Raw genomic sequence first — 20,014 nt, 5'->3', positions numbered from 1 at the left:
CTGTATGTCAATCATGCCTAGTGGTAATTAATTAAAAATTTAAATGGAATTCTTGCCAATTTATAAATAAAATAAGCGATTTGCATTAAAAAGGGATTTATCGGAATGAAAGAAATTGTAACTTTATTAGAACAAGAACAAATCGATTTTTCTATTCATAAACGTCCTGAAGTCTTAATGGTTTTAAGAAGAAAATTTCGTACTCAAAAAGATTGGATTATTGCGTCATTCGACCAATATCAATTTACTGAAGAAGAATCGGCTACAGTCCAAAAAGCTATTCTTAATGGGGACCTTCGCGTAACCGATCTTCTAGAACGGTCTATGTCCCATCATTTGTGGAGTTTTCTTACCTTTAAATGGGGAGAGATACTTGCGGGTGGGAAACAATTATCGAAACAACAGGTCTTACAAATTGCCACCTACTCGAGCAAAGGTCAGGAGTTTAAAAGAACTCCCGCTCAAGATAGAGACAGGCTCTTAAAGGGCGTACCATTAGTCATAGGCAAGGTCGTCACCTCCATGGCGCTTTGTATGGTATTTTGCTTAGGATTACTAAGCACCTTAGGCGCTCCCTTCGTACTTAGTCTTGGCTTAGCCATCGTACTTTCATGCTGTAACGGTGTGGTCTGTTTGTTAAGTCGTGGGCAAGCGATGCTGGATAGCGCGGGCTTTCAGCCTAAAAAACAAAAAGCAGTTCAGAACCTTGATGACAATCTAAAAGAAAAAACGCTGCTTGATAAAGGCCAGAAATTATTTTTTGGTATCGTAACTTTGTTAGCATGTATTTCTGCGGGTATTTCTGGATATGCTGGCCTGGTAGGACTTCTCAACTTTTTGGGGCTAGGCGCTCTCGCTTCTACTCCTCTTGTTTTAGCGGCTACGATTGGCTTATCAGTGGTTGCAGCAATCTCTTTCTATTCATTTCAAGCGATAGGTATACGTGAAAATTATGCCAAATTTAAAAACCTCTTTATTGACGCATATCAAAAACCCTATGGCTTTTTGCACTGTGTTTTATTAGGGGCGGTAAGTACGGTATTTTTAGCTGTTTATGCGACCTTAACCTGGTTTACTACAGTATCGGGGGTTAATCGGTTTTTCGATGCGATAGGCGCAAACTCTGGTACCCTCTTGGCACATGTTCTAGCAATAATATGTACTTCGACCACCATGGTTATTAATACTTTTTCACAAGTTTATAAAGTGTTTAACCCAAAAACCTATGTTGATCTCAAAGACAAATTTGAATCCATATATCAACCACCTGAAGAAAACCTCAGCAAAGCGCAAAAGATAAAGCATAGCGTGGTTAATCTCCTCAAATTATGTGCTCTCATCGGTGATTCGCTCGCTTATTCTGTTGCCGGAGGGATTCGAAGCGGTATTCATGTGGGAGAAACGTTGGGTGAGGCAATAGGGGAAAAATTTGCCTTAACGGTTACTATGGCCATATTATCTCCAGTGGTATTGGTATTTGTATCGATAGCATTTACATGGCCTGCCGTGTTTCATAACAAAAAAGCCCCTCAAGATTCTTCACCGAAAGAGCCTTTAATAGACCACGGCAGCCTAAACCACAGCCTAGATCTACTTCCCAATAATACTGTGGTATCAAGCATAGCCAAATCACCTTCAGCGAGTAATTCTCATGGCAAACAAGCTGGGCTAAGATTTTTTGATACAGGAGAAATAGAAGAAAGTACGGATAAGAATGATTACACTCCCACATCAGAAACCAGTGCCCTTTTAAGCGCGTCACAATAAATAAGGCATTGCTGTTATTAAATCTGCCTAGGTCGGGGCATGCACCACCTAGGCAGGTTTTTAATGGGTAATAACGTTAGGTTAATAAATTTCACCCACAACGTTCTTAAAGGAAATTTTTCGTTTATCTCTTTTTAACGACTTAATCTTTTGAGTTGCGGCTAATACCTCTCGCTTATTCGCGTCCAACTTTTCCTGTAACTCCCGCAATTCTTTTGAGCTTTTATTTTCTAACTCAAGATAAGCTAAGGAAAGATGATTATTTTCCTCTAGTGCGTTCTTAAGTTCACTTTGGATTAAGTTTTTGTTACTTTCTAACTGATTAAAATCAAGTAAAATTTGGTCTTCGATTACTTGTAAAGTGTTTAGGATATGATTGCCAAGAGGAAAAGTAGAAGGAGCATTATTTAACAACTCGCTATACAAGGCTACTTCTTTCGATAAACATTCAATCAAGGTAATAATTTTGCTCAAATTCTCTTTTAGCTCATTGGGTGAGATAGAATCTTTATGCTCTGTTCCCTGATGTTCTTTGATATAGCATTTATCCCACCATGTACAAAGAAGCTTCATTGCTGTTTGACGGTCTACCTTAGTTTCCAAACAGATTTGTTTTACATCAGGAATCTCACTCCGTCCCGACAATCGATACAAATTATCAATGATTTTTATTATTTTACTTTTAATAAATTTATTATTGTTCACATGCTACTCCTTTTTCATAATGCGAAGGCAGTAGTTTCACTACCAAATAATAATTAATTTCGTCAAATACCTAATGACAAAAAAATAATAACAAGAACAAAATAAAATGGCAAATTTATTTGACACAAAATAAGTAATAATTTGTCACCGCTTTTTTGACAATAAAATCTTGTGGCATTATAATAAACTCACCGAAACCAGCTGGAGAATATCTGAGAAGCCCTTTTGCGAAACAATTAATTTCGCAATTCAGTCACATTTTATTTGACTGATTACATCAATAGAGGACGCATTATTTTGCGTACAGGAGTTTTTTAATGAAAATAAAAATATCATATCCCTACATTATCTTAGGCCTTTTTTTATTGGCAATTAGTGTTTCAGTAAATACAGCGGATCGCCATTTCGCATTGCCCCCTAATGAACTAATAATGATTGATGAAGATTTACTACAAAATAAGCCCTTAACTTGTCTAGTTAAGGCAGATGAAGAAGAAAACTATCATTTATTGAGCTTTATCTCAGAAAGCGGTACCAGTATTGTAAATAACCTGGTTTTACCCGAGGGCACTATTATGAGCCTATCCTTTCACTCTTTAGAACAGGGTAAATTAACGATAGAGCTAAAAAAAGGCGCTCATTTAGGTATTACTAATGACACCGAGGAATTTATTAAATTGATCTGTTCCCCCGGTAAGTAGAGCTTTTAATTTTAATAGAATATACTCAAGCACAAAGTGTTGCTTGAGTATTAATCCATAATCGTCCAAAGGTATCCTATGCTAATCAGTCCAGAAAAAGATGAAAATAAAATCCAGTTTCGTGTTCGAATTAAAGCCTCTGTCTTTAAAGAAATTGAAGATTATTGTGAATGGGCGGGTATTCAATACAAAGATTATTTTATTCAACAAGCTTGCCAGTATATTTTTGAGAAGGATGAGTCTTGGATTAACCACAAAAATCAAAAAGTAAAAGAGAGCTAGTCTAAAAAGCAAACTGAGCTTAATCGCTTTATACTCATATTCCTCATGAAGGCCTGTTGCCTTGTTGGTAACATTGGCCAAGGAAGTACCACGCAAAAATAGAGACCCACAAACAAGCTTGGGAGAAGCACTACTAGATTTTCACCATAAAATAGTTATAAGATGAAAAGCTTTTTTGAGTGTCAGTCCTGATTTTAAATCTAATTTCAAAGAGAAAAACATGGAACAGTTTTTGGGTTGGAATCAACTTTTAGAATATGGTCTTTATACAAGAGGGATTCTCATCACCTTATATGCAATTGTATTATTTAGAACAAACTCCAATGCGATCTATGGCGAACATTCCCCTTTAGATTTTATTATTTACATCATCCTAGGTGCAATCTTAGGAGAGGCCATAGTTAATAATATCCCGTTACTTCCCTCCATGGTGGTATGCTTATTAATCGTTATTATTCATCGTTTTTTAGCTTATTTATCTTATAAAAACCATAAATTCGGTAAATACATTAAGGGGCAAAAAGTTAGGATAATTAAACAAGGGAGGTACATTGAAAAAAACATGCGTTGCTGTCGATTAACTGCAAATGATGTCTTGCAATCTTTACGAATCCAACACAGTATGGAATCGATTAAATCCGTAAAGTGCGCAACACTTGAACGAGGAGGGAAAATTTCTTTTATCTTTAATTAAAATTTCCACCTTGCCTGAGTAATGCCTATGAATTAAGAACCCATATGACCCCATTAAGATAACTTGCAAAACTAAGCCACAAAAAATAGGGTATTAATAATAACTTCAGCATTCTTTCCTTAATTTTAATAATTAGAAATGCATTCAAAACAACCATTACTAAAAGCCATAAAAAACTGAATCCTAACCAATGGAATTGAAAAAAGAATGGGGTCCATAGCCAATTCATGAGAAGTTGTACTAGATAAAGATTAAATAACTTTGCAATACGAGGTTGACTGTGATGTTGCCATAAATGAAACCCCACGATTGCGAGACATACGTACAATAGAGGCCAGACGATGGAAAAAACCCAGCCAGGAGGCGTTAGGATTGATTTATTAAGCCCTTCATACCAAGAAAGAATATTAGCTTGCGTTAATAAACCTAAAAAAAACCCGATTAATTCAAAAGATAAAATCCAAAGAATTAATTTAATCCCGTTTTTTTTGCTCAAAATCATCCCTCCAGATTTTTGTTAATCCCTCTCGAAATGAAGGATAATTTAAAACAATATTAAGTTCTTTTTTTATTTTTGCATTAGATACACGACGATTACTTAAATAAAAATCTCGTTCCTTTGGTGATAATGATACCTGATCAAAGGCGATTAAGGGTAAAGGGGGTTGTTTAAGTAAGAAGGAAGCATATGCATCCACCTCGTGAGGGGCTGCAGGTTCATCATCAGCCACATTATAGATGGATAAAGGATGAGGGTTCTTTATTGAAGCCAAAAGTACAGAGGTAATATCATCAACATGAATACGTGAAAATACCTGTCCTTCTTTATAAATACTGTATTTTTTCCCCGCGTGCAGTCGTTCAAGCGGATTTCTTTGGGGGCCATAAATTCCCGCTAATCTAAAAACGTGCAAAGGAAGTTGATTTTTTTTTGCATAAGCAAACCATGCGTTTTCGGCCTCCATACGTAAAATTCCAGAAGCGCTTTGAGGGATGCAAATACTTTCTTCATCAACCCAATTTCCCTGATAGTCTCCATAAACTCCTGTAGAAGAAAGATAACCTAACCACTTAATATGCTCAGCATGCCTGCTAATTAATTGGGAATAAGAAGATAATACAGAATCTCCATCCCCCTCCAATGGTGGAACACTAATTAAAAGGTGAGTCGCTTTACTAAGGTAGCTCTCAATATCGGAAGCATCAAAATCAATAAGCCTGATCGTGGAAGAATGATTCATTAATTTTTTGTTTTCTTGGCGTGTTGTTCCAACCACCTCAAAACCCAGCGAGGTGAGTTTTTGAGCAAGCCAAGTAGCCGTGTAGCCAAAACCAAATATAAAAAAAATCGGGTTCATTTACCTTCCTTTTCGCTGAGAACATAATTTATTTAAGAACCCTCCTTGAGTAACGTCATTTCGTAGCATTACTCAAGGACGGGCTGACAACGGCTAAAGAACAGAAGAACTCGCAATTGACTTTTTGAAGGTAACAATCAAATTGGAATCTATCGTCTTGGTCGTCATCGAATTAGGATCATAGCCTTTAGGTAGTTGAAATGCCTGACTATAATTACTCTGAGAGTAGCTTACACTTTTGCTATTATCCTGTTCTCGGGTAATTTGTTGGGTTATATTTGAGCTCACTATTAATTGTTCCTGTTTCACGGAAACGTCCACCTTACTATTTCCCTCTTTGGGTAATTTTATTTTATAGACAATCTCATTTTTATTTTCTTTAATTTCAACTGTATTTGGACTACCAAAGGGTAATTGATTAGGTTGATGCGTTCGTGAAAATTGGCTTTTCATCAACTGGGCCATAGCTCGTTGCATTTGCGCCATTTGTTTTAAAATATCATCCGGTGATTGAAAGAATGGATCGCTGCCAAACGGATCTAAAGCTGCTTGCTGATTGTTATTTTGCACTTGAGTATTTGGTTTGGCCTCAAGCGCTACGGCTCCTCCTGATATCATAGTGATAAAAGGGACAGAGATTAAAATAGGAATGAGCTTCTTTTTCATATAAATCTCCTTTGCAAAAATTAAAGCTTTAGGACAAAGGTTCGAGTAATCGCGATTCAACCGAGTACTCAAACCAATTATTACTTCTTCTCTAAGCAAAATAGGCAAGCCACTATTTTATTTACTCTTCAAAAAATAAGACCTCGCCCGAAGACACATCGTACAAACCACCAATAATTTTAATCGTTTTTTGCTCGATTAGTTCTTTGATAATATTGCTTTTATTTAAAATATTTTGAATGCTATTGTTGATGTTAATTTTGGCAACTTCATTAACGTAAGCTAGATTACTCCCATTTCGGTCTTCTTTAAATGTTTTTTCTTGTTGAATTGCTGGTTTTATTTTTTCTAACAACTGGGTCAAAGATCCCAGCTGGGCATTGTCACATGCACCTTTTATTGCACCGCAATTGGTATGGCCTAGTACGACAATTAATTTAGACCCAGCTGCTTTACAGGCAAACTCTAAACTGCCGATAATATCTTCATTAACAATATTACCTGCGATTCTAACGCTAAAAACATCTCCCAAGCCTTGGTCAAAGATCAGCTCTGCAGGTGTGCGTGAATCAATACAACTTAAAATGGTAGCAAATGGGAATTGTCCGTCCGCGGTTTCATTCACTTGTTGTAGTAAATTTCGATTAAATCGCAAGTTTTGAATAAACCGTTGATTTCCCTTGTGCAGCAAATCGATTGCTTGGTCTGGGGTGATATTATGTTGTTCTTTTTTACCAATTGTTTTCATAAATACTCCAATCCATTAACTTAATTATTTATATCGTTTTTTTTAATTTCCATGACGTTTCTCTCGATGGTCTTGCAAATATCATTCAAAGGTAAGTGACTCAAATTATCAATAGAAAAGGGATTTTGTAATTCCACTCCTATTTGATCCAGAGAAAAAAGCGCATAGGCAACCAAAGTCACGACCATAGGACTAATATACGGAGAATAGTTAACTAAAGCCGCCGGAAGGATGAGCAAAAAGAGCAAAATAAATCGACGTGATTTAATTGCCATAACAAAAGGCATAGGCGTTTTTAATATCCGCTCACATGCGCCTTGGCAATCAATAATTGTTTCCCGCACCTCTTCTGCTTTCAAAAAAGAAAACTGATTTAACTGCTCACTTTCTTGCATTTGCGACAAGATTGAGGCTTGTTTTGCTGAAATAAAATTAGGTTTATGCTGCCACTCCTGCATTTCAGCATAAGTTTCCTCACTCAATAAATGTTTTACCTCTTCGACAGAATCACTGCCCCGCAGACTATTCTTCATCAGGAAGGGCATTGCTGCAACCAGACCAAGCATTTTTTCTATCTCGCCTTTATTTGCAGGATCTACATAACTTTTTATGATAATTGCCATATTTCTGCTGCAATTAACCACAGTACCCCAGAGTTTTCTTGCCTCCCACCAGCGATCATATCCCGCATTGACCCGAAAAACTAAAATTAATCCCATAATTACCCCTGCGTATTCAAAAGGGCTTATTGGCAAAGCCAAATCGGGAATAAAAATACTTAGCGCAGAAATAAAACAGGCATAAACAAATACTGCCAAAACCTTGCTAAATACCCTGGGAGTAACCGAACCATGAATGGCAAGCGCACAATCCATAAAGTTAGGATATTCATATTGATTTCTAATTTTCTTATTTTCTTTCATAACCCTTCGCATCTAATTTATGCCTACAACCCGTGGTTGTCTCACATAGTTAAAACGGAACATCGATTAGCAATCGACAATTTTTACCTTTCCATAAAATTTCTTATTTAGAGCGGCACTTCCATTGCCGATGAGTATGAAACAGAACGAAATATTTGAACTGATGACATAACTTAAATCCTCTTATTGTTAAATTAACACTGCAATTTAAATTAAGAGATAAGAACTATATAAGGATTGTTGGGGCTAATTTCAAGATAATTAGAGGAAAATCATAAATTAGTAGTTTATTTTTTCGCATCGAAGTACCTATGAAAGTAGGCCCTACCTGCCTTAACACCCTTTTGGCATACGAAGCGAAGTGAGTATAAATTTTTTTGTTATAAGCAAGTTAGATGACGACTAGCCCCATTTGAGGGTAACATAGCAGTACCTGTTATTCATAAATGATCCTTAAGATGTAAGGAGCGACGCTCTTCATGCCAAATGATATTGCTATTTCAATTAATGCACTGCAAAAGATTTATGAAAATGGTTTTAAAGCATTAGAAGATATTAACCTTGAAATTCGTCAAGGGGAAATTTTTGCTTTGCTTGGACCTAATGGTGCGGGCAAAACAACACTGATTAATGCGATTTGCGGCATTGTACAACCTACTCATGGGACAGTCACCATATCCGGTTATGACAACATCCGCCAATACCGCGAGGCACGTACTGCGGTTGGTTTAGTACCCCAAGAGCTTACGACAGATGCATTTGAAACGGTATGGGATACCGTTAGTTTCAGTCGCGGTTTGTTTGGCAAACCCAAGAATCCCTCATATATTGAAGAACTATTAAAGCGGCTCTCACTGTGGGATAAAAAAGGCTCACAGCTGCAACATTTGTCCGGCGGGATGAAACGTCGCGTTATGGTCGCCAAAGCGCTCTCCCATGAGCCGCAAATCCTTTTTCTTGATGAACCTACCGCTGGTGTCGATGTGGAGCTGCGTAAATCCATGTGGGCACAAGTGCGGGCCTTACGTGAAACCGGAATTACCATTATTCTCACCACCCACTATATTGAGGAAGCACAAAGAATGGCTGACCGTGTGGGAATTATTAATAAAGGTAATTTAATTCTCACTGAAGATAAGAATACCTTAATGCACAAAATGGGTAAACGACAAATGATTTTCCTGTTACGCGAACCATTAGCCAGCATACCTGCCGGTTTAAAAGATTATCCGTTAACATTAGAACACGATGACAATGGTGGTAAATTGATTTTAACTTACGATACTGAAGCCGATAATGATATTTCCGATGTATTGGATAATCTAAAATCAAATGGCATCCGCCCGAAAGATATCTATAGTCATCAAAGTAGTTTAGAAGAAATCTTCATTGGCTTATTGGGGGAAAAATGAATCTACGTGGTGTTGGTGCAATTTATCAGTTTGAAATGGCACGCATGTTTCGTACACTAGGACAAAGCATTGCCTCACCTGTTATCTCAACGGTCCTTTACTTTATTGTGTTTGGCTCGGCTATTGGTTCTCACATGCAAGCGATTAATGACATCCCCTATGGTGCATTTATTGTTCCTGGACTGATTATGCTGACCATCTTGGGGCAGAGCGTATCCAACGCATCTTTTGGGATTTATTTTCCTCGTTTTACCGGCACCATCTATGAAATCCTCTCTGCCCCTCTTTCTTTTGTCGAAGTCATGTTAGGTTACGTGGGAGCTGCCGCGACTAAATCCGTGATCATTGGGGTGATTGTGCTGGCTACCGCCTGGTTTTTTGTACCATTACGTATTGCACATCCGATGTGGATGGCCTTCTTTTTAATTATGACCAGTGTGACTTTTAGCTTGCTTGGTTTTATCATCGGCATATGGGCTGATGGCTTTGAGAAATTACAATTAATTCCACTGCTCATCATTACCCCCCTCACTTTTCTTGGCGGCAGTTTTTACTCAATCCATATGCTTCCCCCACTCTGGTATAAAATTTCATTGGCAAATCCCGTCGTCTATTTAGTGAGCGGATTTCGCTGGAGCTTTTATGAACACAGTGATGTAAGTATAACGATTAGCGTCACCATGATTTTAACATTTACCGTGCTGTGTCTGGCTATTATTGGCTGGATTTTTAAAACGGGATATGGATTAAAAAAATAGCTATGTAGAAAAAACAACTTAGCCGATTTAGGGATAAAATTGTATGAGTTGTTATGCTTTTTTAAACTATACTGAAAATGGCAATGCACTATTAACTAATAATAAAATCTCTATAGTCAAGGATGATGTTTATGAGAAAGCTTGCTCCATCACGCGTTTATTATTTTATTCTAATCCTGATTACAGCCCTAGGGATTTCATGTAGTCAAAATGATAATACTCGTCCCCCTGCCCAAATCAGACCGGTTAAAGCAATTCAAATAGGCAACTCAAATGAACTCAATGGCCGAGCGTTTCCAGGCCGAGCCAGAGCCTTTCAACAAGTTAATCTATCATTTAATGTGGACGGCTCTTTAATCGAATTACCTGTTAAAATTGGGGACCAAGTTAAAAAAGGCGCCTTAATTGCGAAACTTGATCAGCGAGAATTTGAAGCAAAAATACAATCAGCTCAAGCAGAGTTTATTCGTGATCAACAAAATTACACACGGGCTAAAGCACTCGTAGGTAAAGGACATATTTCCAAAGCAGATTATGATCTGTTAAAAGCCAAGCTTGCCGTGTCACAGGCAAATAAAGATTTAGCAGAGAAAACACTAAAAGACAGTGTACTCCTAGCGCCATTCCATGGAAAAATATCAAACTTATATGTGGAAAATTATCAAACCATTGCGAGTAAGCAAAACATCGCTCGCTTATTAGATACCTCGCAAATTGAAATGGTCATTCAGATTCCCGAGGGACTGATAAGTTACATTCCATTGGTAAAAAATATTATTGTACGTTTCGACCCATTTCCCAATCACCCAATTACCGCACAAGTAAAAGAAATAAGTAATGAAGCATCTCCGGAAACACGTACCTACCCTGTTACACTCCTTATGCAACAACCTACGGATATTGAGATATTACCTGGCATGGCTGGTAAAGCTACTGGACGTGTGGAACAAGCAAAGATTCAAAATAAAGTAACGATCCCTGCTTCTTCAGTTTTGACCACCGATTCAGAAAAAAAAACTTATGTCTGGATAATCGATCCACAAACACAACAACTGCACCGACGTGAAGTGGTCATTGGCGAGCTCACGCCGACTGGAATTTCGGTTATTCAAGGATTGCATGAAAAAGAATGGGTGGTGACCGCAGGCATTCATAGCCTAAAAGAAGGGGAAAAAGTCACCATTTTAGATGAACAAGGAAATTAAAATGGCTTCACTAGCAAACAGCGCCATTAAAAACAGAACAGTCACCTCGTTTATTTTATTGTTACTCGTTATTGCCGGCTCAATTTGTTTCTTTAATCTTGGGCGTTTGGAAGATCCGGAATTTACCGTGAAGACAGCAACGATCACAACGCATTATCCAGGCGCTAGCGCAGAACAAGTTGAATTAGAAGTTACGGATCGTATCGAGAAAAAAATTCAAGAAATGTCGGAAGTAAAAGATATCTCGTCTATTTCCAGACCCGGACTTTCCATCATTAAGGTGAACATCAAAAACGAATATTGGTCCGATCGCCTCCCCCAAGTTTGGGATAACTTACGCAAGAAAGTACAGGATATTCAGAGCAGTTTACCCCCAGGAACAGATACACCAGTGGTTGGAGATGATTTTGGTTATGTCTTTGGTTTTCTCTTGGCAGTAACCGCTGATGGGTTTAGTTATGCTGAACTTGAAAATTACACCAAGGAAATTCAAAAAGAACTCAACATTGTTCCCGGAGTAGCCAGAGTTGATTTATGGGGTGTGCAGCAAAAAAGAATTTATTTGGATATTTCCAATACTCAGTTTTCGCAATTGGAGGTGTCGCTTGCAGACATAGAAAAAACCCTCAAATTGCAAAACCAAGTAGTGAATGCAGGACACGTCAATTATCAGCTGCAACGGATGCGAATTGCGCCAACTGGTGAGTTTAATACGGCAGAAGCTATTGGTGATTTAGCAATTACCCCCCAATTAAAACCCAACAAACCACAAAACAATGATGAAATTATCCGAATTCGGGATTTTGCGGAGGTTAAAGAAGGCTATATCGATCCTCCCGAGCAATTAATGCGCTATTCTGGCTTACCCGCTATTGGAATCGCGTTGGCGCCTCTTGCTGGAGTTAATGCCGTAAAAGTGGGCCAAGATGTAGACAAACGCCTTGAGGAATTGCAGGACAAACTTCCCCGAGGAATTGAGATTCATAAAATTTCATGGCAATCCGATATTGTTGCTGAATCAATAGACGCATTCCTCATTAATTTACTCGAAGCGGTAGTAATCGTTTTACTGGTATTAGCGTTTACCATGGGATTCAGAGCAGGAATGATCATTGGTGTTTCTGGCTTAATCTTAGCAATTTTGGGCACCTTTATTGTCATGCAATTGCTGCGTATCGATTTGCAACGTGTCTCTCTGGGGGCATTGATTATTGCCATGGGGATGATGGTGGATAATGCCATTGTAGTAGTCGATGGATTTATTCATCGTTTGCAGCAAGGTATGCCGAGAGAAAAAGCCGCGGAAGAGGCCGCTCAAATTTCTGCTTGGCCATTATTAGGGGCAACAGTTGTTGCATCAATGGCTTTTTACCCCATTTTTGCATCAACCTACGATACCGGAGAATATGCTGGAAGTTTATTCACAGTCATTGCCGTATCGCTTCTTTTAAGCTGGGTGCTTTCCCAAACAGCCACTCCCCTTTTGTGTATTTTATTTATGCCTGATCCCAAGAAAACAGTGGGGCAAGAAGAAGCATATAATAGCAAATTTTATAAAGGATATAAGTTCGTACTTGAATCCGCGATACGCTATCGAATACTTTTTAGCCTGGGCATGTGTGGACTGTTGATACTGTCCGTTATTGGTTTTCGCTTCGTCCCTATTATGTATTTCCCCGATTCATCGCGCTTACAAGTAATGATTGACTATTGGGCGCCTGAAGGTACTCGCATCCAGGTGGTCTCCACGGATCTTGAACAACTTGAGAAAAAGCTTTTGTCTGACCCAGGTGTTACCAGTGTAAGCACCTTTATTGGTCAAGGGCCTCCTCGCTTTTACTTGCCAGTGGAATCGGAATTCCCTTATTCCTCTTATGCGCAATTGATCGTGAATATGAACAGCTTGAAGGATGTCGATAGATTAGTCGCGACCCTGCCAAAATGGAATGATAAAAATTACCCACAATCCATGGTGAGAGTACGTAAATATGCCGTTGGCGCATTTAATAACTGGAAAATCGCTGCTCGATTTAGTGGACCCGCCAATGCCGATCCAAAAACTTTACGTCATCTTGCAAATCAAGCGGTGGAAATTTTAAGAGCAAGTCCTCATGCAATTGATGTACGCACTGATTGGCGTGAACCGGTATTACAAATTGTTCCTGAATATCAACAAGAGCGCGCGCGTTGGGCAGGTATTTCACGGCTTGATTTAGCCCAAACCTTAGAACGAGCGAGTGATGGAATTTCTGTAGGGCTTTATCGCGAACAAGAGAGTTTGATTCCCATTATATTACGTCAGCCATTGAGTGAACGGGATACCGCTGCTGTTGAGCTGCCCTTATTACAAGTCAATTCACAATTAAGCACGAAAACCACACCTGTTTCACAAGTAGTTGATGGGATAAAGCTTGTCTGGACAGACCCTATACTTTGGCGTTGGGATCGTAAACGAGCGATTACCGTACAATGCTCACCCTATGAAGTTACCGCCAATACTCTTCGTGAGAGTATCTTGCCACAGTTCGAAAAAATTAAATTACCACCAGGCTACACCTTGACCTGGGATGGGGAATATAAAAGCAGCACCGAATCGGCGAATGCGTTAAAACCCGGCCTGTTTCCCGCCGTGGTCATTATGCTGTTAATTATTGTCATGCTATTTAATGCTTATCGTCCGCCGATTATCATTATTGCTGTAATTCCTTTTGCGATGATCGGGATTACCTTCGGCTTGCTGCTTACCGGAGTACCTTTTGGTTTTATTGCCTTGTTAGGAGCGATGAGTTTATCGGGCATGATGATAAAAAACTCCGTGGTGCTCTTGGATCAAGTGAATTTAAATTTAGCCAATGGTATGAAGCCATATGATGCCGTGGTGTCTGCAGGATTGAGCCGTTTATCGCCAGTAGTTAATGCGGCCGTGACCACTATATTAGGCGTGATACCCTTACTACAAGATGTCTTTTGGGTTTCTCTTGCAGTAACTATTATGTTTGGATTAACTGTTGGAACGATTCTTACTATGTTTTTAGTTCCAGCCTTTTATTGTATTTTGTATCGGATTAAACCCAAGAAAGAACAACAAGAAGATTAATGATGGCTCTTATAAAAAAATGGCGTTTCCTTTTTTTATTCTTTGTTATTTTAGTTTTTTGCTTATTTAAAGCCATTGAAGCACAAACAGGCAAGCAGTCACTTGCAGATTTGTTTTTAGTGGCGCTAATTATTGTAAGTTTGCTAGCAATCGCGGAGCATAAACAAAGACTGATTCACGGCTTATTTATTTTAGGCATGTTAGAAATAGTTCTAATTGCCGTGAGCATGTGGCTAATCAGTTTTCCGGATCATTTTTTAAAATTACTCTTCGGATTACTTTTTTTCCTCTTAATGACAGTTACTTGCATCAAACTGACATTACAGGATAAGACAATTAGTGTAACGACCTTATTTGGCTCCCTCTCTGCTTATCTGTTTATCGGTTTAACTTTTGCCTATTTATATTTACTTGTTTATTTAATATATCCCCAAGCAATCACCGGTTTAGAGCCCTATGCCGACACCAGAGCAATTTATTTCTCATTCATCACCTTAACTACCGTAGGATACGGCGATGTGGTAGCTACCGCTCCTATTATGCAATGCTTGTCTTGGATGGAAGCCTTCTGCGGCCAAGCCTATTTAGCCATTTTTATTGCTCAACTGGTAGGAAGATATGCGTCGAAACCTTGATTACGCGACGCATCAAGGCTACCTTTGTGTCAATTAATCTACAAGATTTTCTTTTTCTTGTTCAAGCCACTCCAAAAAGGCTTCGCGATCTGATTTAGACAAGCTAGAAAATTTATTTTTAATTGTTTCAATTGGTTGGTATTGTTTTCTTGGTGCTTTCACATAAGTTTCGTTAATATTCATTTTTCCTTGCACCACATTTTCATAGGCGTCAGGATCTTTCTTCATTAACTTCAACAGCTGCCCATCAACCGAACGCGAATGGGAAGGTAAATACGTAATCGTGTTTTCCTGGTACAGGTCTGGATTAGCATTATCTTGTTCTCTAAGATCATTATTCAAATCTTTAATAGAGATTTTATTTTCTTTGGCATAGGTCCTAACGGAGCGATCCACCCGGGTAAGAACCTCCCCCCAATGAGCGACATGCTGAGTATTTACATTCATGGCAGAGCGCAAGAACCACAACATTTCATTGTTAGTAATACCTAGACCATCAGATGATTTATCAAGAGCATATTCACCAAAGTTTTCGTAGGCCTTTGCTCTTTTGCTCCAAACTTCTCGTGTAATAATCTGAGATATTACAGAAGGAAGGCTCTGAGAGATAAGCTGATTAAATTCACCTATATATTGATTCGCTTGCGCATGTAGCTCTTCATCGGAGAGGTTTGAGGTTTCTTCATTTACTATTTTATTTGTTAGTTCGTCTGATTGCATTGTAAATCCACTTGTGAGCAATAACCGTTCGGTATTTTAAAATTACTAAAACGGATATCTTAAGCTGATAGGCTTATTGAACTCAATAAGCGGTGCAAAATAGACTGTTGCTTTACTGGAGTTGATTAACAAATATGCATATATTTTAATCAAACCAACTCCTAGAGCGAATAGAGGCAGGCTGAGAAGCTTATGCCGTTGCCAGATAATCCTTACCATACTGTTCTAAATAATCATTATAATTACCGAGAAAATCCTGAACCCCATATTGTTCAGTCAAGACAATGATACGTGTTGCGATATCATCAATAAAATAACGATTATGACTGACAAATAATACAGTACCAGGAAACAGCTGAATGGCTTCGATTAATGCATCGATAGATTCAAGATCTAAATGGTTAGTTGGCTCATCAAAGATCAACGCATTATGTTTTTCCAAAATTAATTTGGCCATAATTAGGCGAGCGGACTCCCCGCCACTTAATACGCCAATTTTCTTATCAACATCCGCTCCGCGGAATAATACTTGCCCCAGCACCTTTCTAATTTCCTGGCTAGGGGCGGCTATATGATCTTCCATCCATTGCAAAATAGTTTGCTCTGGATTCAGTTGTGTTCGATAATCCTGGGCAAAATAACCAACCTTTACCGTATCACTCCATTCAAAATTCCCCTGATCGGCATGTAATTCTTTTAATAAAATTTTTAGGAATGTTGATTTGCCAATACCATTGGGCCCGATAATGGCACATTTATCGCCACGTTGAATGGTAAGGGATACATTTTTTAATAAAACGCGTTCATCAAATTTTTTGTGCAACTGATCTACTGTGACGACTACTTTGCCTGAAGATTTCTTCTGCTGAAAGTTAAAATAAGGTTTGAAAATATTCGAGTCTTTAATCTCGACCAATTCAATGCGATCGATCATTTTTTGTCGTGAAGCCGCCTGACTGGCCTTACTTGCTTTTGCACCAAAGCGATCAACAAAGCCTTGCAATGCATCAATTCGTTTTTCCTGATTTTTCAGCTCACTTTGTTTCAAGCGTAAGCGTTCCTCTTTAGCAAAACAAAATTTGTCATAATTACCTGGGTAATCCAGGATCGTGTCGTAGTCGATATCGAGGATGTTCGTGGAAGTATTGTTGAGAAAACTTCGGTCATGCGAAATAAATATCAATAATCCTTTAAATGAAGTTTTTAGAAACTCTTCCAGCCAAGCAATCGAGACAATATCCAAATGGTTGGTTGGTTCATCAAGCAACATAATATCGGGTTGCTGATACAGAACTTGTGCCAATAAAACACGTAATTTGTAACCGCCTGATAACGCACTCAATGGACCATAATGAAATTTTTCGGCGATACCTAAACCAAGCAATAAGTTTTTTACGGTAGCTTCGGCTTCATAGCCTCCTTGATTCATCACTATTTCTTCTAATTCGCTGAGTCGAAAGCCATCTTCTTCGGTAAACTCTTCTTTAGAATACAAACTCTCTTTTTCGGTAAGTGCATCCCATAAAACAGGATTTCCACGAATTACCACATCAATTAGGCGATCTTGCTCATAACGGAAATGATCTTGCTTCAAAAAGCCTATTTTATGCATTTTTGCTTTTTCAACGGAACCCTGTGATGCTTGTTCTTCGCCTGATAATATTTTTAAAAAAGTAGACTTTCCAGTGCCATTGGCACCGACTACACCATAACGTTGCGTAGGCAGTAAGGTCAAATCCACATTTTGGAATAACGATTTTGGTCCAAACAACATACTTAAGCTTTTTACTTCTAACATTAACCCAGCCTCTCAAAACAGGATGTTCACAATTGAATCTATTTGTTCTTTTTGTGCAATTTTAACATTATTTGTGACAATAAGCATGCACCTTAGCATTTTTAGGAGATTTAAATTGGCTATGGAGCTGATAAATATCCAATTTCACCAAACAAATTGATTTAATATTGAACTAAAAAATGTTAATCTATGCCCTCTTTATAAGACATAAGTGCCTTCAATGATCCAATCTGACCTCCCCATGTTCTCTCAGCTACCGCTGCGCGAAGAATTATTAAAGAGTCTTAATTCGTTAAATTACGAAAATATGACTCCCATCCAAATGCAAAGTCTGCCCATAATCCTTAACCATGAGGATATTATTGCTCAGGCAAAAACCGGAAGTGGAAAGACTGCTACTTTTGGTTTATCCCTATTAAATAATTTAAAAATTTCGTTTTTTGGTGCACAAGCTTTGGTTCTTTGCCCTACCCGTGAATTGGCAGAGCAAGTAAGCCAGGCAATTCGTCGCTTAGCCTGTTTGATGCCCAATGTTAAAATTATTAATTTGTCCGGTGGCATACCAATGAAACCCCAATTGGATTCATTAAGGCATGGAGCACATATCATTGTAGGAACACCGGGGCGAGTCCTTAAGCATTTAAAAGGTGGCTCCTTAGATTTGAGTCAGCTAAAAACTTTAGTTTTAGATGAAGCGGATCGCATGCTTGATATGGGATTTTTAGATGACATCACCAGTATCATTTCAGCGACTCCCAAACAACGCCAAACCTTACTTTTTTCTGCGACCTATCCTGAAGAAATAAAACAACTATCAAAGCAGTTTATGAAGAACCCGAAAGAAATTGTTGTGGAAACCCCAGAAGATGAAATTGATATCGAACAACGATTTTATGAAGTAGCAAAACAAGCTCAGAAGTTTTCCGTATTAAAATCATTGTTACTGCATCATCAACCCGCTTCCACATTAATCTTCTGTAATACTAAACAGCAAACAGCTGACGTGACCGACCAACTTATTCATGAAGGCTTTAGTGCAATTGCGCTAAATGGCGATATGGAGCAAGTAGATCGTGATCTAGCAGTCTTACGTTTTGCCAATCAAAGTTGTTCTATCCTAGTTGCAACGGATGTAGCCGCGCGCGGGCTTGATATTAAGGAGCTTCCTGCTGTTATTAATTTTGATCTTGCTTTTGATCATGACGTGCATATTCACCGTATTGGCCGAACCGGACGGGCTGGAAATAAAGGTATTGCTTTAAGCATTACCACGCCAGCAGATGCACAACGACTTTGTGCTATTGAAGAAAACCAACCCGCCCCCATTGTCTGGGGAAACACGAATGAGTTTGCCAATAGCAACTCTACTCGGCTAGTGCCAGAAATGGTTACCCTATGCCTTGCTTCTGGTAAGAAAGATAAAATTCGTCCGGGAGACATTCTGGGTGCATTGACCAAAGATGCTGGATTGGCAGGAACTACGATCGGTAAAATTAATGTCACGGCCATGCATTCCTATGTTGCAATTCACCGCAACCATGTCGACAAAGCCTATCAGTATTTACAAAATGGGAAATTAAAAGGCCGCAAAATCCATGTTCGTAAAATTAGTTAATTAACTAAATGTAGCTTGATGCAGCGCAGCGCTGCATCAAGACAGTATAAGCTCAGCTAATTTTATTGCTGAACTTGGATCACCATGATCCTCAATAAACCATGCAGCCATCAAAATTAAGCGTACCAATACCCAATCGTTGATCCGCTGCGCATCAAGCCCTGATTTTTTTGCAAGCAGTTCAACCCGCCTAGCAAAGAGACTTTTAACATCAGGGGTTGTTGTAAGCTCGTGAATATACATAAAATCAAAAGCGGCAATTTCAAACTCTGGCTCGCCAATAACCCCTTTGGGATCAATTGCTAGCCATTTATTATCATGTTTTAAAATATTGTCATGATGTAAATCGCCATGTAAGAAAATAAGCGGCTTTGGTGAGGCAAGGAGTTTATTTCTTAACGCAACCGCCTTATCTAACATAGTAATAGGTATTTGTTGCAACGTAGGGCTCTCAAGTACTTTAAGCCAATCGGCAACTTGAGGATGGGGGGATTGTTTCAGCTGTGGTTGATGCTGGTGGAGTCGCTGCATTGTCTCGACATAACAATCCATCACATAATCTGGTTGCTCTCGATATAAGGATTTAAGCGTAATCCCAGGAACTGCTTGTTGTAATAATAAAGCATTATACTTGCAGTTATAATCAATTAGTTTAATAGAACCACGGGGCCCCAGGCTGGTTAAAGCGTGTTGTTCGTTGAAAATACTTTGCCTATCGTAACTAATTTTTAAGACAACTGGCTCCTCATTATTTAAGATGGCTTTAGCAACATAATTAAAGGTCATGTTAACAACAGGAGTTACCTCTCTTAAGCCCCAATGATTTGTAAGTGACGTAATCAGAGCAGGTAAATTAGCAATCCACTCCGTTCCTTGCGAACCATAAATATTTGTTATGTTTTGCCTCAGCATTTTCATTCAATAGAAACC

General features: G+C 38.6%; 19 protein-coding genes. 10 read left to right on the top strand and 9 right to left on the bottom strand.

Annotated features, from left to right (window positions below; all coding sequences use genetic code 11):
• Positions 1-105 precede the first annotated feature (105 nt).
• Positions 106-1,767 carry a hypothetical protein gene (locus J2N86_RS03905; RefSeq protein ID WP_252581100.1) on the top strand — a complete coding sequence of 554 codons (1,662 nt, stop codon included), beginning with the start codon at positions 106-108 and terminating at the stop codon, positions 1,765-1,767.
• An 81-nt stretch (positions 1,768-1,848) separates the two neighbouring features.
• On the opposite strand, the gene J2N86_RS03900 is transcribed toward J2N86_RS03905, so the two are convergent.
• Complete coding sequence (locus tag J2N86_RS03900; RefSeq protein WP_252581099.1) at positions 1,849-2,472, bottom strand: hypothetical protein; 624 nt, start codon at positions 2,470-2,472, stop codon at positions 1,849-1,851.
• A gap of 317 nt (positions 2,473-2,789) precedes the next feature.
• On the opposite strand from J2N86_RS03900, the gene J2N86_RS03895 reads away from it, so the two are divergent.
• The 3 genes from J2N86_RS03895 to J2N86_RS03885 all read left to right on the top strand — a co-directional run bounded on the left by J2N86_RS03895 (position 2,790) and on the right by J2N86_RS03885 (position 4,149).
• Positions 2,790-3,173: a hypothetical protein gene (locus tag J2N86_RS03895; protein ID WP_252581098.1), complete on the top strand. Its 384-nt coding sequence runs from the start codon at positions 2,790-2,792 to the stop codon at positions 3,171-3,173.
• A gap of 78 nt (positions 3,174-3,251) precedes the next feature.
• On the top strand, positions 3,252-3,455 hold the full coding sequence (locus J2N86_RS03890) for a hypothetical protein (RefSeq protein WP_252581097.1): 204 nt from the start codon (positions 3,252-3,254) through the stop codon (positions 3,453-3,455).
• Between the two features lie 220 nt (positions 3,456-3,675).
• Positions 3,676-4,149, top strand: a complete 474-nt coding sequence (locus tag J2N86_RS03885; RefSeq protein ID WP_252581096.1) for a DUF421 domain-containing protein — start codon at positions 3,676-3,678, stop codon at positions 4,147-4,149.
• A gap of 25 nt (positions 4,150-4,174) precedes the next feature.
• Here J2N86_RS03885 and J2N86_RS03880 read toward each other — a convergent pair whose 3' ends face one another.
• The 5 genes from J2N86_RS03880 to J2N86_RS03860 form a co-directional block, all read right to left on the bottom strand.
• Positions 4,175-4,651 carry a TspO/MBR family protein gene (locus tag J2N86_RS03880; RefSeq protein WP_252581095.1) on the bottom strand — a complete coding sequence of 159 codons (477 nt, stop codon included), beginning with the start codon at positions 4,649-4,651 and terminating at the stop codon, positions 4,175-4,177.
• Positions 4,623-5,507, bottom strand: a complete 885-nt coding sequence (locus J2N86_RS03875; RefSeq protein WP_252581094.1) for an SDR family oxidoreductase — start codon at positions 5,505-5,507, stop codon at positions 4,623-4,625. Before J2N86_RS03875 ends, J2N86_RS03880 begins: the two co-directional genes overlap by 29 nt.
• A gap of 93 nt (positions 5,508-5,600) precedes the next feature.
• The gene (locus J2N86_RS03870; protein ID WP_252581093.1) at positions 5,601-6,173 is read right to left on the bottom strand and encodes an Hsp20 family protein; all 573 of its coding nucleotides are present in this window, start codon (positions 6,171-6,173) and stop codon (positions 5,601-5,603) included.
• A gap of 121 nt (positions 6,174-6,294) precedes the next feature.
• The gene (locus J2N86_RS03865; protein ID WP_252581092.1) at positions 6,295-6,921 is read right to left on the bottom strand and encodes a carbonic anhydrase family protein; all 627 of its coding nucleotides are present in this window, start codon (positions 6,919-6,921) and stop codon (positions 6,295-6,297) included.
• A 20-nt stretch (positions 6,922-6,941) separates the two neighbouring features.
• Positions 6,942-7,844 carry a bestrophin family protein gene (locus J2N86_RS03860; protein ID WP_252581091.1) on the bottom strand — a complete coding sequence of 301 codons (903 nt, stop codon included), beginning with the start codon at positions 7,842-7,844 and terminating at the stop codon, positions 6,942-6,944.
• Between the two features lie 479 nt (positions 7,845-8,323).
• Here J2N86_RS03860 and J2N86_RS03855 point away from each other — a divergent pair, with 479 nt between their 5' ends.
• The 5 genes from J2N86_RS03855 to J2N86_RS03835 all read left to right on the top strand — a co-directional run bounded on the left by J2N86_RS03855 (position 8,324) and on the right by J2N86_RS03835 (position 14,951).
• On the top strand, positions 8,324-9,256 hold the full coding sequence (locus tag J2N86_RS03855; protein ID WP_252581090.1) for an ABC transporter ATP-binding protein: 933 nt from the start codon (positions 8,324-8,326) through the stop codon (positions 9,254-9,256).
• A complete protein-coding gene (locus J2N86_RS03850; RefSeq protein WP_252581089.1) occupies positions 9,253-10,014 on the top strand; it encodes an ABC transporter permease in 762 nt (253 codons plus the stop codon). The genes J2N86_RS03855 and J2N86_RS03850 overlap by 4 nt, the downstream gene beginning before the upstream one ends.
• Positions 10,015-10,145: 131 nt before the next feature.
• Positions 10,146-11,219 (top strand): efflux RND transporter periplasmic adaptor subunit, encoded by a 1,074-nt coding sequence (locus J2N86_RS03845; RefSeq protein ID WP_252581088.1) that lies wholly within the window; start codon positions 10,146-10,148, stop codon positions 11,217-11,219.
• A 1-nt stretch (position 11,220) separates the two neighbouring features.
• On the top strand, positions 11,221-14,316 hold the full coding sequence (locus J2N86_RS03840) for an efflux RND transporter permease subunit (protein WP_252581087.1): 3,096 nt from the start codon (positions 11,221-11,223) through the stop codon (positions 14,314-14,316).
• Positions 14,316-14,951, top strand: a complete 636-nt coding sequence (locus J2N86_RS03835) for a potassium channel family protein (RefSeq protein ID WP_252581086.1) — start codon at positions 14,316-14,318, stop codon at positions 14,949-14,951. Before J2N86_RS03840 ends, J2N86_RS03835 begins: the two co-directional genes overlap by 1 nt.
• A gap of 33 nt (positions 14,952-14,984) precedes the next feature.
• Here J2N86_RS03835 and J2N86_RS03830 read toward each other — a convergent pair whose 3' ends face one another.
• Both J2N86_RS03830 and J2N86_RS03825 read right to left on the bottom strand, forming a co-directional pair.
• On the bottom strand, positions 14,985-15,671 hold the full coding sequence (locus J2N86_RS03830; protein WP_252581085.1) for a hypothetical protein: 687 nt from the start codon (positions 15,669-15,671) through the stop codon (positions 14,985-14,987).
• Positions 15,672-15,861: 190 nt separating this feature from the next.
• A complete protein-coding gene (locus tag J2N86_RS03825) occupies positions 15,862-17,469 on the bottom strand; it encodes an ABC-F family ATP-binding cassette domain-containing protein (protein WP_252581084.1) in 1,608 nt (535 codons plus the stop codon).
• A 220-nt stretch (positions 17,470-17,689) separates the two neighbouring features.
• On the opposite strand from J2N86_RS03825, the gene dbpA reads away from it, so the two are divergent.
• The gene (dbpA, locus tag J2N86_RS03820; RefSeq protein ID WP_252581083.1) at positions 17,690-19,084 is read left to right on the top strand and encodes an ATP-dependent RNA helicase DbpA; all 1,395 of its coding nucleotides are present in this window, start codon (positions 17,690-17,692) and stop codon (positions 19,082-19,084) included.
• Between the two features lie 36 nt (positions 19,085-19,120).
• On the opposite strand, the gene J2N86_RS03815 is transcribed toward dbpA, so the two are convergent.
• The gene (locus J2N86_RS03815) at positions 19,121-20,002 is read right to left on the bottom strand and encodes an aminoglycoside phosphotransferase family protein (RefSeq protein ID WP_252581082.1); all 882 of its coding nucleotides are present in this window, start codon (positions 20,000-20,002) and stop codon (positions 19,121-19,123) included.
• Positions 20,003-20,014 lie beyond the last annotated feature (12 nt).

It is taken from the genome of Legionella lytica (genome assembly GCF_023921225.1).
GTDB lineage: Bacteria > Pseudomonadota > Gammaproteobacteria > Legionellales > Legionellaceae > Legionella > Legionella lytica.
This window is presented reverse-complemented; position numbering and strand designations above follow the sequence as displayed.

Bases quoted from the DNA above. Each gene is read 5' to 3' on its own strand.
- J2N86_RS03880 (WP_252581095.1), bottom strand. From the start codon at position 4,651: ATGATTTTGAGCAAAAAAAACGGGATTAAATTAATTCTTTGGATTTTA.
- J2N86_RS03890 (WP_252581097.1), top strand. From the start codon at position 3,252: ATGCTAATCAGTCCAGAAAAAGATGAAAATAAAATCCAGTTTCGTGTT.
- J2N86_RS03825 (WP_252581084.1), bottom strand. From the start codon at position 17,469: ATGTTAGAAGTAAAAAGCTTAAGTATGTTGTTTGGACCAAAATCGTTA.
- J2N86_RS03875 (WP_252581094.1), bottom strand. From the start codon at position 5,507: ATGAACCCGATTTTTTTTATATTTGGTTTTGGCTACACGGCTACTTGG.
- J2N86_RS03895 (WP_252581098.1), top strand. From the start codon at position 2,790: ATGAAAATAAAAATATCATATCCCTACATTATCTTAGGCCTTTTTTTA.
- J2N86_RS03830 (WP_252581085.1), bottom strand. From the start codon at position 15,671: ATGCAATCAGACGAACTAACAAATAAAATAGTAAATGAAGAAACCTCA.
- J2N86_RS03865 (WP_252581092.1), bottom strand. From the start codon at position 6,921: ATGAAAACAATTGGTAAAAAAGAACAACATAATATCACCCCAGACCAA.
- J2N86_RS03840 (WP_252581087.1), top strand. From the start codon at position 11,221: ATGGCTTCACTAGCAAACAGCGCCATTAAAAACAGAACAGTCACCTCG.
- J2N86_RS03815 (WP_252581082.1), bottom strand. From the start codon at position 20,002: ATGAAAATGCTGAGGCAAAACATAACAAATATTTATGGTTCGCAAGGA.
- J2N86_RS03855 (WP_252581090.1), top strand. From the start codon at position 8,324: ATGCCAAATGATATTGCTATTTCAATTAATGCACTGCAAAAGATTTAT.
- J2N86_RS03885 (WP_252581096.1), top strand. From the start codon at position 3,676: ATGGAACAGTTTTTGGGTTGGAATCAACTTTTAGAATATGGTCTTTAT.
- J2N86_RS03905 (WP_252581100.1), top strand. From the start codon at position 106: ATGAAAGAAATTGTAACTTTATTAGAACAAGAACAAATCGATTTTTCT.
- J2N86_RS03860 (WP_252581091.1), bottom strand. From the start codon at position 7,844: ATGAAAGAAAATAAGAAAATTAGAAATCAATATGAATATCCTAACTTT.
- dbpA (WP_252581083.1), top strand. From the start codon at position 17,690: ATGATCCAATCTGACCTCCCCATGTTCTCTCAGCTACCGCTGCGCGAA.
- J2N86_RS03870 (WP_252581093.1), bottom strand. From the start codon at position 6,173: ATGAAAAAGAAGCTCATTCCTATTTTAATCTCTGTCCCTTTTATCACT.
- J2N86_RS03850 (WP_252581089.1), top strand. From the start codon at position 9,253: ATGAATCTACGTGGTGTTGGTGCAATTTATCAGTTTGAAATGGCACGC.
- J2N86_RS03845 (WP_252581088.1), top strand. From the start codon at position 10,146: ATGAGAAAGCTTGCTCCATCACGCGTTTATTATTTTATTCTAATCCTG.
- J2N86_RS03835 (WP_252581086.1), top strand. From the start codon at position 14,316: ATGATGGCTCTTATAAAAAAATGGCGTTTCCTTTTTTTATTCTTTGTT.